General features: G+C 58.6%; 15 protein-coding genes. 14 read left to right on the top strand and 1 reads right to left on the bottom strand.

Going from position 1 to position 13497, the window contains the following annotated elements:
• Nucleotides 1-14 precede the first annotated feature (14 nt).
• Genes QZ487_RS03100 through QZ487_RS03090 form a run of 3 tightly spaced genes read left to right on the top strand, consistent with a single transcriptional unit; the run spans nucleotide 15 to nucleotide 1282 of the window.
• Entirely contained in the window at nucleotides 15-428 is a 414-nt protein-coding gene (locus QZ487_RS03100) for a nuclear transport factor 2 family protein (protein WP_285976326.1), read from the top strand.
• Between the two features lie 3 nt (nucleotides 429-431).
• Nucleotides 432-773 (top strand): putative quinol monooxygenase, encoded by a 342-nt coding sequence (locus tag QZ487_RS03095; protein ID WP_067597086.1) that lies wholly within the window; start codon nucleotides 432-434, stop codon nucleotides 771-773.
• Nucleotides 677-1282, top strand: a complete 606-nt coding sequence (locus tag QZ487_RS03090; protein ID WP_349665858.1) for a molybdenum cofactor guanylyltransferase — start codon at nucleotides 677-679, stop codon at nucleotides 1280-1282. Before QZ487_RS03095 ends, QZ487_RS03090 begins: the two co-directional genes overlap by 97 nt.
• Here the strand turns inward: QZ487_RS03090 and QZ487_RS03085 are convergent.
• Nucleotides 1279-2280, bottom strand: coding sequence for an NADP-dependent oxidoreductase (locus QZ487_RS03085; protein WP_285976325.1), 1002 nt, complete (start codon nucleotides 2278-2280; stop codon nucleotides 1279-1281). The genes QZ487_RS03090 and QZ487_RS03085 overlap by 4 nt on opposite strands.
• Nucleotides 2281-2405: 125 nt before the next feature.
• Between QZ487_RS03085 and QZ487_RS03080 the strand changes: the two genes are divergently transcribed.
• The 11 genes from QZ487_RS03080 to QZ487_RS03030 all read left to right on the top strand — a co-directional run bounded on the left by QZ487_RS03080 (nucleotide 2406) and on the right by QZ487_RS03030 (nucleotide 13489).
• Nucleotides 2406-4544 (top strand): molybdopterin-dependent oxidoreductase, encoded by a 2139-nt coding sequence (locus QZ487_RS03080; protein ID WP_296023284.1) that lies wholly within the window; start codon nucleotides 2406-2408, stop codon nucleotides 4542-4544.
• 24 nt (nucleotides 4545-4568) lie between these two features.
• Nucleotides 4569-5579 (top strand): NADP-dependent oxidoreductase, encoded by a 1011-nt coding sequence (locus QZ487_RS03075; RefSeq protein ID WP_296023282.1) that lies wholly within the window; start codon nucleotides 4569-4571, stop codon nucleotides 5577-5579.
• Nucleotides 5579-6364 carry a ThuA domain-containing protein gene (locus QZ487_RS03070; RefSeq protein WP_285976322.1) on the top strand — a complete coding sequence of 262 codons (786 nt, stop codon included), beginning with the start codon at nucleotides 5579-5581 and terminating at the stop codon, nucleotides 6362-6364. The genes QZ487_RS03075 and QZ487_RS03070 overlap by 1 nt, the downstream gene beginning before the upstream one ends.
• The gene (locus QZ487_RS03065; RefSeq protein WP_285976321.1) at nucleotides 6361-6738 is read left to right on the top strand and encodes a limonene-1,2-epoxide hydrolase family protein; all 378 of its coding nucleotides are present in this window, start codon (nucleotides 6361-6363) and stop codon (nucleotides 6736-6738) included. The genes QZ487_RS03070 and QZ487_RS03065 overlap by 4 nt, the downstream gene beginning before the upstream one ends.
• 136 nt (nucleotides 6739-6874) lie before the next feature.
• Nucleotides 6875-8113: a cytochrome P450 gene (locus tag QZ487_RS03060; RefSeq protein WP_285976320.1), complete on the top strand. Its 1239-nt coding sequence runs from the start codon at nucleotides 6875-6877 to the stop codon at nucleotides 8111-8113.
• The gene (locus QZ487_RS03055) at nucleotides 8110-9177 is read left to right on the top strand and encodes an acyl-CoA dehydrogenase family protein (RefSeq protein WP_285976319.1); all 1068 of its coding nucleotides are present in this window, start codon (nucleotides 8110-8112) and stop codon (nucleotides 9175-9177) included. Before QZ487_RS03060 ends, QZ487_RS03055 begins: the two co-directional genes overlap by 4 nt.
• Nucleotides 9177-9593, top strand: a complete 417-nt coding sequence (locus QZ487_RS03050; protein WP_285976318.1) for an OB-fold domain-containing protein — start codon at nucleotides 9177-9179, stop codon at nucleotides 9591-9593. The genes QZ487_RS03055 and QZ487_RS03050 overlap by 1 nt, the downstream gene beginning before the upstream one ends.
• The gene (locus QZ487_RS03045) at nucleotides 9590-10735 is read left to right on the top strand and encodes a thiolase family protein (RefSeq protein ID WP_285976317.1); all 1146 of its coding nucleotides are present in this window, start codon (nucleotides 9590-9592) and stop codon (nucleotides 10733-10735) included. The genes QZ487_RS03050 and QZ487_RS03045 overlap by 4 nt, the downstream gene beginning before the upstream one ends.
• A 23-nt stretch (nucleotides 10736-10758) precedes the next feature.
• Complete coding sequence (locus QZ487_RS03040) at nucleotides 10759-11520, top strand: SDR family oxidoreductase (protein ID WP_285976316.1); 762 nt, start codon at nucleotides 10759-10761, stop codon at nucleotides 11518-11520.
• Nucleotide 11521: 1 nt separating this feature from the next.
• The gene (locus QZ487_RS03035; RefSeq protein ID WP_285976315.1) at nucleotides 11522-12277 is read left to right on the top strand and encodes a ThuA domain-containing protein; all 756 of its coding nucleotides are present in this window, start codon (nucleotides 11522-11524) and stop codon (nucleotides 12275-12277) included.
• A 3-nt stretch (nucleotides 12278-12280) separates the two neighbouring features.
• Nucleotides 12281-13489, top strand: coding sequence for an acyl-CoA dehydrogenase family protein (locus tag QZ487_RS03030; protein WP_285976314.1), 1209 nt, complete (start codon nucleotides 12281-12283; stop codon nucleotides 13487-13489).
• The last annotated feature ends 8 nt before the right edge of the window (nucleotides 13490-13497 follow it).

Here is a 13497-nt window from a genome sequence, read left to right as displayed (position 1 = left end):
ATAAGGAGAGCGCCGTGTTCCGAGGACCCGCAGAAGATCGCCAGATGATTGCCGAACTCAATGGCACCTATGCCGATGGAGTCGTGCGCAAAGATCCCGCGACTTGGGGTAGCGTTTGGGCCGAGAATGCCACGTGGGATTTCTTCGGCAATCTGTTCGAAGGCAAAGAGGCCATCGTCGGATTCTGGAGCCAGGCGATTAGCGGGATCGAAGCGGTCAGCTTCCACTGTGTCCCCTGCATGGTCGATGTCACCAGAGATACGGCCACCAGCCGGGTCCAGACGCAAGAAATCCTGCATATGAAAGATGGCAAGACCCGCGTTGTTGGTGGGCTCTACGAAGACGAATTGGCGAAGATCGACGGCGCATGGGTCTTTACCCATCGCAAGTTCGGCATCGTTGCAGAATACAATCCGCAAGAAGGATAAGACATGGCGAAAATCGTTATCTCGGCACAGATCGACCTGCCGGCAGACAAACGCGAAGAAGCATTGAAAACCGCACAGCCGTTTATCGATGGCGCACTCTCTCAAGAGGGGTGCCTGCATTATGACTGGAGCGCGGACCTGAATAATCCGACCCGCATCAATGTCTTCGAAGAATGGACCAGCGAAGAAGCCCTCGCGAGCCATTTCGCGAACAAACACTATGCCGGAATGCTGGGCCATCTGGGTTCATTCGGGATCGAGAACGCCGTGAGCCGGAAGTACCGCGTCGACGCCGAAGGCCCGGTTTACAACGAGGAAGGCGTACCGACAGAGAAGTTCGGCTGAAGCTGCTCGGCGCCATTGTCGCGGGTGGAAAAGCCACGCGATTTGGCAGCGACAAGGCCTATGCGCGTCACAAGGGAAGGCGCCTTATCGATCATGTCGGGGCGGCGCTGGCCGCGCAATGCAGCGGGTTGGTTGTATGCGGGCGGGCGGAGGAAGGCTTCGATTGCATTGCGGACCTGCCGGAAGACGGGCTTGGTCCGCTCGGGGGGCTGAACGCGGCTCTGCATTTTGCTCGAATCAATGGCTTTGACCGGGTTCTCAGTTCCGGCTGTGACACTCCCAACCTGCCCGACAATCTTGCTCAGGCGCTTGCCGGCGAAGGCCCCGCGATCGTGCAAGACCAGCCAATAGTGGGGCTGTGGCCTGCATCGCTAGCGCCGCGACTTGATATCTTCATACGCGACGGGGGGCGCGCACTTTATGGCTTTACCGAGAGCGTCAACGCGCGGCAGATTGCTATCGATCCGCCGCTGATGAATGTGAACCGGCCAAGCGATCTTGAAAGCTAGAGCTTGAGCATCTGCTTGCCGCGGTTCTTGCCCACAAACAGCCGCTTCAGCGTTTCAGGCGCGTTTTCAAACCCTTCCTGGATGTCTTCCTGATAGCGCAATCTGCCATCATTGACGAAGCCTTCCAAACGCTTGCGGATGCCGGGGAATTCCGCCGCCCAATCCAGCACGATGAAGCCCGCCATACTGGCGCGGCGGAAAATCAGATTGAAATAATTGCCCGGGCCAGTGGGTGTTCCGCCAGACTCATACCGGCTGATACCTCCACAAACCACCACACGCGCTCCGGTGGCGATATTGGCAAGCATGTCATCAAGGATTGCGCCGCCGACATTGTCAAAGATCACATCGACACCGCCAGGGCAAAGTTCCCTGATCTGGCGCTTTACATCGCCCGCCTTGTAATCAATCGCCGCATCGTAGCCGGCTTCTTCGACCAGCCATTTGCATTTCTCCGGACCGCCAGCAATTCCAACTGCGCGGCATCCGGCAATCTTCGCTAATTGCCCAACGACAGATCCGGTTGCGCCTGCTGCACCCGACACCAGCACCGTGTCGCCAGCCACAGGCTTGCCCACTTTGAACAGCCCGCAATAGGCAGTAACCCCGGTCGTGCCGAGCACTGACAGAACAGCGGTTGGTGAAAGCCCTGTCTCTACTTTGGTCAGATCCTTGCCGTCGGTGACAAGGTGATCGGTCCAGCCGATTGTGCCGAACACCCAGTCGCCCTTCTGGAAGCGCCCGCCATTGCTTTCGATCACTTCGCAAATGCCGCTGCCGCGCATGACATCGCCGATCGCCATGGGCGCGACATAGTCCGCAATATTCTCCATCCAGCCTTTTTGCGCCGGATCGAAGCCAAGATAGCGCGTTGCGAGCAGCATCTCACCTTCGGCTGGATCAGGCAGCTGTGTTTCGGACAGCTTGAAATCACCATCCTCGATCCCCCGTCCACGCGGATGTCCGTTCAAAAGCCATTGGCGAGCGGTGGTGGGCATGATGTTTCTCCTGCTGTTTCTGTCGATTCAGCCTAATGGTGGCCCACGCCGCAACTCACCACGCGCAAAAGTGTCAGTCGCTGCCCCTACGGCATCTGTTATGTTGCGTGTCAAAGGAGAGAGTGATGGGCGTTCAAACGCACAAGACATTCTGCCGCTTTTGCCACGCAAATTGCGCGATGTTGGTCGATGTGGAAGATGGAAAAGTTAAGGCCGTCCGCGGCGATCCGGATGATCCCGAATATGGCGGCTATACCTGCAAGAAAGGCCGCGAACTGCCGGATTCGCACAATTCGGAAGATCGTCTGCACCATTCGCTGGTGCGCGATGAAAATGGCGAGTTTCAGGAAACCCCGATGCAGGATGCGCTGGCCCATGTCAGCGATGAATTCCGCCGGATAATCGACAAATACGGCCCCGACTCGATCGCACTCTTCATGGGTTCGGGCGGCTACCAGAACAGCTCTGCGATGATGGCTACGATGAGCCTGGCGCAGGCCATCGGCACTAAACACTTCTTTACGTCGGTCACTCTGGACCAGCCAGCCAAGGTCTTCACGACCGAACGCTATGGCAAATGGATGGGCGGCGCGAACAACTTCTCTCAAGCTGACGTTGCGTTCTTCATCGGAAATAATCCGATTGTGTCGCATTACTCGCCTGTTGGCGGGGTGCCGCCGTTCAGCCCTTCCAAACGCATTCGTGATCGCCAGAAAGAAGGTATGAAGCTGATCGTGGCGGACCCGCGTCTGGCCGAGGTCGGCCAGCTGGCAGATATCTATCTGCCGGTAAAGCCGGGCGAAGACCCGGCACTGCTGGCAGGCATGCTGAATGTGATTTTCACTGAAGAGCTTTACGATCGCAACTTCGTCTCCGCGCATGTCGACGGACTGGATGAACTAAAAGACGCAGTTGCCGCCTTCACGCCGGAAGTGGCGGCAGAGCGGGCCGGGGTTGAGACCGATCAATTGGTCGCCGCAGCTCGCATGTTTGCAAACGGCTCCAAAGGCTGCGCTGTCACTGGCACCGGCCCTGAGATGGCGGGCAATGGCACGCTGACAGAGTATCTGGTGACATGCCTCAACACCGTTTGCGCGCGCTTCAAGCAAGAAGGCGAAAAGTGCAGCGTTCCCGGCGTCTTTACCATCCAGATGGGTGAGAAGCGCGCTCAAGTCGCGCCGCCAGCCCCGATGTTCGGCGTCGAAGGGATGGCCAAATCGCGCTTCCGCGGGCTTGGCCAATTGCTGTTCGAAATGCCGTGCAATGTGATGGCGGATGAAATCCTGACACCGGGCGAAGGCCAGATCCGGGCGCTTGTATCGGTTGGTGGCAACCCCGAAGTCGGTTTCCCCAACCAGCTCAAGATGCGCCGCGCACTGGATGATCTGGAACTGTTCGTTCAGATTGACCCATGGATGAGCGCCAGCGCCAAGCGTGCGGATGTCGTGCTTGCACCCAAGCAATGTCTTGAGCGCGAGGACATAACCAATCTGTCTGAATGGTGGCACGAGAATGCCTATGCGCGCTACACCGAAGCGCTGGCTGACGCGCCGGGAGACACGATTGACGAGTATGAAATGCTCTGGACCATCGGAAAGAACCTTGGCGTGCAAATGAAGCTTCCAGGCGGCGATGTGCCGATGGATGAATGCCCGACCAAACAGGAATTTCTGGATTTGATGGCGGCGGGATGCCTGGTTCCGCCGAGCAAGGTGCGCGAAGATGCGCGCAAGGCTGGCGGTGCGGCGGTGATATATGATGATCTCCATCCGGTTATCGAACCAGCTGATCCTGACCAGCATCACCGCTTCCAATTAGCGGCGGGCGATATGCCCAAACAACTGGAGAAATATGGCGCAGAGGATGCGCGCGCCGCGGGCTTCGATTTCCGCTTGATTTCACGCCGTTCGAAAGCGCGATTCAATTCGATTGGGCAGCCGCTTAAGAATCTTGGCCGCAAGATCACCACGAACCCGGCCTATATACACCCGGATGATCTGGCAGAGCGCGGATTGAAAGATGGCGATGTCATCGAAATCAGTTCACCGCACGCTTCGATCCATGGCATTGTTAAAAGCAGTGATCGGGTGCGGCGCGGGCTAATTTCGATGGCGCATGCTTTTGGCGACAGCGAAGCGGGCAAGCACAATGTGCGCGAAATGGGCGGATCAACCAACCGCTTGACCAGTGATGAAGTCGACTATGATCCGATCACCGGACAAGCGCTGCAAAGCGCGATCCCCGTGCGGATCGCAGCCGCCTGACCGAGCAAACGAAAAAGGAAACCTATGCCTGAAAACCGGCGCTTTCTCCTCCAGCGGCGGCCAGATGGCGAGCCGGTGCGCGAAGACTTCGAGCTTGTCACCGAGCCCACGCCGGAATTGGCAGAAGGCCAGTTCCTGATCCGCAATCACTATGCCTCGCTCGATCCGGCCATGCGCGGCTGGATGGACGCTGGCGGCAATTACATGCCGCCGGTTCCGCTGGGCACGGCCATGCGCGCCAGCACAATCGGTGTGGTCGAGGAAAGCCGCGCGGAAGGGTTTGCACCCGGCCAATGGGTGATGGGATTGAATGCGCTGGAAGATTATTCAGTCGGCGAAGTCGGTGGTTTTACCCAGCCGATTGACCCGACACTCGTACCTAGCGTCACGAACTATCTCTCGATCTTCGGCGCAGTGGGCATGACCGCCTATTTCGGTTTTCTGGAGGTTTGCGAGCCGAAGGAAGGCGAAACGGTTCTGATAACAGGCGCAGCTGGCGCCGTCGGCTCGCTTGTCGGACAACTTGCCAAGATCAAAGGCTGCCGAGCGATTGGTATCGCGGGCGGGCCTGAGAAATGCGCCAAGCTGACAGAAAAATACGGCTTCGATGCTGCAATCGATTACAAGGGCAAAGACGAAGCTGCGCTGACGAAAGCGATCGCCGAAGCCGCGCCCGATGGCGTCGATGTGATCTTCGAGAATGTCGGCAGGATTATCCTTGATGCCGGGCTCATGAACCTCAACCTCTATGCTCGCGTGGGTCTGTGCGGCCTCATCAGCGAATACAACACCGAGCCCCGTGGCATTCGCAATCTGTGGCAGCTCATCGTCAAGCGTGCACAAATCCGCGGCCTGCTGGTGGCGGACTATGTCGAACGCTTTGGCGAGGGTGCAGCGCAAATGGGTCAATGGGCGGCCGAGGGAAAGCTGGCCATTGAAGAGCACATCGACGAAGGGCTGGAAAACACATTCGACAGTTTCATGCGCCTGTTCGCGGGGACGAACCAGGGCAAGATGATCCTGAAGATCGCCTGATGGGAAAGTTGCTCGTCCTGTCTGGCGGGCACCCTTACGAGGAAGCGCCGTTTGACGCGCTGATCCAGCTACTGGGCCGCGAACTGGGCGAATGGGATGTATCCCACCTCGTTCATCCGGACGCGGAGCAAGCTGTCGCTGAAGGCGCGGCGGACGAGGCCGATGCGCTGCTTTTCTACGACATGGGCGGATACACATTTGGCGACGGAGTTGTAACGAGCCGCCCACCGTCCGAAGGCTTCAGGCAAGCAATCGCCCGCCGATTTGCATCCGGCAAAGGCGCAGTCGCGATGCACCATGCACTGGCAGGCTGGGCTGACTGGCCGGAATGGGCGGAAATGCTGGGTGGGCGTTTCCTGTACCAGCCGGGGCAATGGCAGGGGCAGTCAGTGCCCGACTCTGGCTATCGCCACGATGTCGCTTACGATGCCCAGGTAGTGGCCCAGCATGCGGTGACCGCCGCACTGCCTGACACATTCCCTTTCACCGACGAACTATATCTTTGCCAAATCGACGAAAGCGCGGTGCATCCCTTGATCCGCGCGCGTCATGATTTCACCCGCGAGAACTTCTATTCCGCGGCGCTGGCGGTCAAAGGCGAGATGTTCAGCAATGAAGGTTGGGAACATCCCAATGGCAGTGATCTTGTCGCGTGGTGGCGGCAAATCGGCAATGCCCCGCTGGTTTATTGCCAATTCGGTGACGGGCCTGAGACTTACGCCGATCCGCATGTTCAGCGTATCTTGGTGAATGCGCTGCGTTTTACTGGAGGAGATACACTATGACCCCAAGCGAGACCGTTCAAACCTTTGTCGACCATTGGAACAGCGGTGACATGGAAGCAATGTATGACATGTGCGCAGATGACATCACCTGGCACAACATGCCGATGGAACCGGTAACCGGTGTTTCCGCAGTGCGCGATGCCGTGAGCGGCTTTATGGGGCCGGTTGATCGCTGCGAGTGGGAAATCCATACGATCGCCACAAACGGCAACTCGGTCCTTACCGAGCGTACCGACGCATTTATCCTGAGCGATGGACGCCGTGCCGCGCTGCCTGTGATGGGCACGTTCGAGATCAATGGCGATGGCAAGATAGCCGAGTGGCGCGACTATTTCGACATGGCAACATTTCAGCGCGAGTTTGGCGGCGGTTAAACACCCGAAAAGCTGCTCATTTGGATAGGGTCCCGACCCTGGAAGCGCGCCGTTCCTAACACTTTCACGCAGTGCGCCCATACGGCCTGCAGGGCTAGTTTGCTTAGCTGAGTTTGGGACCAATGGAGCAGCAACAATGAACAAGCCTGCCGGCAATCTGTTCGCACCGGAAACACTGGTCGATCCGTTCGACTATTATCGTGAGGCACACGAAGCCGGGGTCAAGCTCGAGTTTGTGGCTGAAGCCAATGCCTGGGTGGTCTATTCCTATGAACTGGTGTCGGAAGTAACCGCCAAACCGGAAATCTACTCCAATGATTTTGCGTCGTTGATGGGCGCCGCCGATGATGAGATTGATGCAATTCTTGCGGAAGGGTGGGACAACCCGCCTACGCTGCTGACCGCCGATCACCCGATCCATACCCGCAACCGCAAGCTGGTGAACCTCGCATTCTCTGCCCCGCGCGTGAACGCGATCGAAGCCGACATGCGCAAGAAGTCGATCGAACTGATCGCCAAGATGGCGGAAAAGGGCAGCGGTGACTTTGTGGAGGACTTCGCGATTCCCTTGCCCGTCGCCATGATCGCACAGCAAATCGGGCTGGATAACGACCCCAAGCAAGTGAAGGACTGGTCCGATGCAGCGGTCGACCGCTTCAGCCAACTGATCAGCCGCGAGCGCGAGTTGGAATGCGCGCGCAGCTTCGTCGATTACCAGCGTTACATGAAAGGGCTGATCGATGATCGCCGTGCCAATGGCGGTGATGACCTTTTGACCGACCTCGTTGAAGCACGGGTCGAAGGCGAGACCCCGCTGACCGACGAGGAAATCATGTCGATCATGCAGCAATTCATGGTCGCCGGAAACGAGACCACCACATCTACCATCGCGGGCGGATTGCTTCAGCTGATCCGCAATCCAGACCAGATGGCCAAAGCAAAAGCTGCGGCCGGGGGGCGCGATCCCAAACTGATCCAGAATATGGTCGAAGAAATGCTGCGATATGAATCGCCCAGCGCGGGCATCTGGCGCGTGGTCAAGAAAGACGTTGAACTGGGCGGCGAGAAGATCGCAGCCGGGTCGATGCTGCAAGTGCGCTACGCCGCTGCAAACCGCGATCCTGCCAAGTTCGAAGACCCGGACGCATTCCTGATTGATCGCAAGAACGCGCGCGCGCATCTGGCATTTGGGAAAGGCCCACATATGTGTGTGGGCAATATGCTGAGCCGCAAGGAAATGTTCGTCGCCTTTGACGAGCTTCTGGAGCGGCTCGACAATTTCCAGCTAGCAGATGAAGGCGGGATCACAGTCCTGCCCAACATCATGCTGCGCGGGGTAACCAAGCTGCCGATCACATATGAGGTGGCCAAATGAACTTCGATCTGTCCGAAGAGCAGGAGCTGTTTCGCGCGACTGTAGAGCGCTTCACCGCCCCCATCGATGTCGAGGCGCGGCGCAAGCTGCGCATGAATGATGGCGGGTATGATCCTGCGCGTTGGCAGGAGTTGGCAGAGTTGGGACTGATAGCGCTGGCTGCAAGCGAAGAGGCGGGCGGTATGGGAGGTTCGATCCTTGACCTGGCTCTGGTCGGTGAAGCGATCGGGAGGGCCAATTCCCCTGACCCATGGCTGGAGAACGGGGTTCTTCCGGCAAAACTGCTCGCAGCGGCAAGTGCGGAGACAGCCCTGGATGGCGTGCTGTCCGGCGAAAGCTTCACCGCTCTTGCATGGGCTGAACGCAATCAGCGTTACAGTCTGGAAGCGAAACAGACCAAGAGTGATAGCGGCACAATTACCGGTGAGAAAACCTTTGTTTTAGGCGCTGCATTGGCAGACCAGTTTATCGTGTCTGCGCAAGACGGTGGCGCGACTGAGTTCTTTATCGTGGCTGCCAATGCGCCGGGACTCGAAACCCGCGCATATCGCATGGCTGATGGCAGCATGGCTGGCGAATTACGCTTTACACGTGTGACGGGAGAGAAGCTTGATCTGGCCCCGGGCTTGCTTGATCAGGCGATCGCCGAAGTACGGTTGCTGGCCGCCGCCGAAATGGTCGGTCTGGGCCAGAGATTGCTTGAGGATACGCTCGTTTACGTCAAGGAGCGCGAGCAATTCGGCGTACCAATCGGCAGTTTCCAGGCGCTGCAGCACCGCCTGGTGGATTGCTATGCGCGGATCGAGCAAGCTCGATCAATGCTATACCGCGCGGCGCTGACGGACACGTCCGACAGTGCAGCCTGGCAACATCAGGCTGCGGGCGCAAAAGCTTACATCACAGAGAACGTCGATCACATCGCGCGCGAAGCGGTGCAGATGCACGGCGGCATGGGCATTACCGATGAACTGGCGATCGGCCACGCGATGAAACGCGTGCTGCTGTTGTCCAAACTGTTTGGCGATGTGGACACCAATCTTGTTCACTACGCGGAGGCCGCGTGATGGGCGCGCTCGCACCGGTTGATCCCGATCTGTGGAGCAATGATGGCGAACCCCACCTGATGGGTGGCCGCTTGCCATCTGGCGAGATTGTGTTTCCCATGCCGCAAGGCGACGCTGCGAAAGATGTCGAACCGGTCAAGCTATCGCGCCATGGCAAGCTGTGGAGCTGGACCAGTCAGGGCTTCCTGCCCAAGGAACCATACGAAGGCTGGGGTAGCGGTGAGAATGAGGGGCCGCCGGACTTCAAGCCGTTCCTCCTGGGTTATATCGAACTGCCGGGCGAAGTGATCGTCGAAAGCCGCATTGTCGATGCCACGCTTGAAAAGCTGGAGCTGGGCATGCCGATGGAATTCTGCCTCGCGCCGTTCAGCGACACGCATTGCACCTTTGCCTATCGGCCGGAGAAAAGCTCGTGAGTGAAGACGTATATATCATCGGCGCAGGCATCCATCCCTTCGGGCGCACAGACGGTCGATCAGGCCGCGAACAGGGTGTCTTTGCAGTACGTGAAGCAATGGCAGATGCCGGCCTTGAGTGGACCGATATCGAATGCGCCTATGGCGGATCAGCCGCCGCAGGCAGCGCCGATATCATGGTCAACGAGCTGGGGCTGACCAGCCTGCCCTTCACCAATGTCGCGAATGGTTGCGCGACCGGCGGCAGCGCGCTGGTTTCAGCGCAAATGGCAATCGCCAGCGGGTTTTACGATCTCGCGCTGGCGGTCGGTTTCGATAAGCACCCGCGCGGTGCGTTCAATGCTAAGCCATCCGATTATGGCCTGCCCGAATGGTACGGCCAAACGGGCATGATGCTGACCACGCAATTCTTCGCATTGAAGATCCAGCGTTATATGCAGTTGCACGGGATCAGCCGCACGACACTGGGCCGGGTGGCGGAAAAGGCGTTCAAGAACGGCACCATCACGCCGCATGCGTGGCGGCGCAGCCCGATCGATCTCGACACGATCATGAACGCGCCGATGATCAATGATCCGCTGACCAAATACATGTTCTGCGCCCCGGCAGAAGGCGGTGTCGCGCTGATCCTGGCATCTGAAAAGAAGATGAAGGAACTGGGCGCACACGGGGTGAAAATAGCCAAGGTCGCGGTGAAGACCCGCCCGCCGGACAGTTTCGAAGTGTTCCAGGCCGGCGTCAGCATCAAGGAAGGCGGCAAGCCCACAGTGCTTGCCAGTCAGGCTGCGTTTGAAGGCGCAGGGATCGGCCCGGAAGACATCGACGTTGCTCAATTGCAAGACACCGAAAGCGGCGCGGAAATCATGCACATGGCCGAAAACGGATTTTGCAAGGATGGCGAGCAGGAAGAATGGCTTGCCAATGGCTGGTCCGAGATTGGCGGCAAGCTGCCGGTGAACACCGATGGTGGATGCCTGGCCTGCGGCGAGCCGATCGGCGCGTCTGGCCTTCGTCAAGTCTATGAAAACGTCCAGCAATTGCGTGGGCGCGCAGGCGAGCGACAGGTTGAAGGCGCGAAGACCGGATACAGCCATGTTTATGGCGCGCCGGGGCTTAGCGCCGTGGCAATTCTGCAAAGCTGAGGGGAGACACGCATTTGGGACGCATGAGCGGAAAGGTTGCGCTGGTCACCGGCGGCGCGGAAGGGATCGGCGCCACGGTTGGCCGGATGATCGTGGAAGAAGGCGGCAGCGTGATGCTGTGCGATGTCCAGATCGACAAGGCGCGCGAGCTGGCCGAGGAACTGGGCGAGAATACCGAGGCCTTCGAACTCGATGTACGAAATCTCGATCAGTGGCATGAAGCAGTAAAGGCGACGCAAGAACGCTTCGGCAAGCTGACGGTGCTGTGCAATATCGCCGGAATCTCCGAACCCGGGAACGTGGTCGACGGCACGCTCGACACGTGGGAACGCACAATCGACATCAATCTCAACGGACCATATTACGGCATGCGCGCGGCACTGCCCGCGATGGAAGCAAGCGGCGAGCCGGGCGCTATCGTGAATATCGGATCGATGATCGCAATTCGTGCCGCCGCCTTTGTCGCCGCCTACAGCGCATCCAAAGCAGGCCTGCTTGGCCTGACCCGTTCGGTCGCGCTTGATTGCGCTGAACGCGGGGTGCCGATCCGTGCAAACATGGTACACCCCGGTGCAATCCGCACGCCGATGTACAATCGCTACAAATATTCAGGCGCAGATGAGCCGGAAAACATCGAACGCGATTTCGCCGCGACCCATCCCATGAACCGTATCGGCGAGCCCGAGGAAGTCGCACGCGCGGTTGTCTGGCTCGCCAGCGACGAAGCCAGCTTCACCACCGGCTGCGACATTACGGTCGATGGCGGAGGCAGCATCAGGAGCTAGTATGGCAGAAAAACCAGCAACCCGGATCGACGCGCATTTCATTGCCGCGGGCAAGTATCACGATATCGATTATGCGCGGCTGGAGGTGCTCAAACTGCTAATGGAGCACCCGCATATCCGCACCACCGTGGCGGCGGACTATTCCGGACTCGAGCGGCTCGACCAATGCCGTTTCCTCGTCACCTATACTTGCGACCTGCTCCCGACCAAGGAACAGGCGCAGCAATTGCGTAGCTGGTTGGAGGCGGGCGGCAAATGGCTGGCGCTGCATGGGACCAATTCGATTCTGGTCTTTACCGAGAGCGGGCTGGTCGATGCGCCCGACGATACAACCGGCTTGATGGAAATGCTCGGCACGCAGTTCAAGGCGCACCCGCCGATTGGCCCATTCCCCGTGGAGGTGGTCAACAAGGACCATGAATTGACCCGCGGGATCGACGATTTCGAGATTGTCGACGAACTTTACCTGTCAGAAACCACCGCGCCGATCGACACGCTGATGCAGACCACGTTCGAAGGCGAAGCGACCGGCTTCACCAAGGAACATTGGGACAAGACGACCGTTCCGATCCTGTACACGCGCGACATCGGCAAGGGACGCATCGTCTACAATGCGCTGGGCCATTGCCGCGGGCATTATGACCTGCCCGGAATGGCGGATTTTTACCCGCACAAGGAAATGTGCGCCTGGAACTACGACGTTTATTATGACCTGCTGCGACGGGGAATCGCATGGGCCATGAGAGAAGGGGAATAAGCCATGGACATGGATTTCTCACCCGAAGACCTGGCATTTCGCGACGAAGTGCGCGCGTTCCTGAAGGAAAGCCTGCCCGAACATCTCAAAGATGGTGCGCGCCGCACACCAGGCGTGTTTGTGGAGCCGGACATCGGGATGGAATGGCACCGCATCCTGAATGAGAAAGGGTGGCTTGCCTATCACTGGCCTGAGGCAGATGGCGGCACCGGTTGGACCCCGACGCAGCGCTTCATCTTTGAAAAGGAATGCGCGCTGGCCGGCGCACCTGCGATCTCGATTCTGGGTCTGCGCCTGGTAGGTCCGGTGATTTGCGAATTCGGCACACAGGAACAGAAGGACCGGTTCCTGCCGCCTCTGCTTAAAGGCGAGCATTACTGGTGCCAGGGGTACTCGGAACCGGGCTCCGGCTCGGATCTGGCTTCGCTCAAAACCGCAGCACGGCTGGAGGGTGACCAATATGTCGTCAACGGATCAAAAATCTGGACGACGCATGCCCATCACGCGGACTGGATTTTCGCGCTGGTTAGGACAGACAACAGCGGCAAGAAGCAGCAAGGTATCACTTTCTTGCTAATCCCGATGGATCAGCCGGGCGTTGAAGTGACGCCGATCCATTCGATGTCGGGTGATCATGAAGTCAATCAGGTCTTTTTCACCGATGCCGTGACTTCAGTCGAGAACCGCATCGGCGAAGAAGGCGCAGGCTGGACAATTGCCAAATTCCTGCTGGAGAACGAGCGCGGCGGATCGTGCTACGCCCCGCGCTTACTGCAAAGCATTGATCGCTTGCAAGAATTGGCGAAGACGCAGCCGTCGGGTGTCAATGGCGCAGTTGCGCATGATCCGCGCTTCCGTGACAAGCTCGCGCGGACAAGGCTGGATGCCGAAGCGCTTGAAGTCACCGAGCTGCGTATTCTGGCAGACCTTGCCAAGGGCCGCGCGCCAGGGCCGCAAACCTCGCTCGTCAAATTACTTGGCTCCAACATCGGCCAGGCCGTGGACACAATGCGTCTGGAACTGCTCGGTTATGATGCGCTGCAACTGCCGGTTGATCGGCCGCTCTATGGCAATGAAGTGCCGGAGCCGGTTGGCAGCCAAGTCGCGCAGATTGCGATGGGCAAGTATCTGAACAATCGTGCATCTACGATTTTTGGCGGATCGGACGAAGTGCAGAAGAACATCATCGCAAAGACCGTTCTCGGTCTCTGAGCCCCCTT

The organism is uncultured Altererythrobacter sp., assembly GCF_913057185.1.
GTDB classification, from domain to species: Bacteria; Pseudomonadota; Alphaproteobacteria; order Sphingomonadales; family Sphingomonadaceae; genus Erythrobacter; species Erythrobacter rubellus.
Note: the sequence above shows the minus strand (reverse complement) of the source record. Positions and strands in the feature narration are given on the sequence as shown.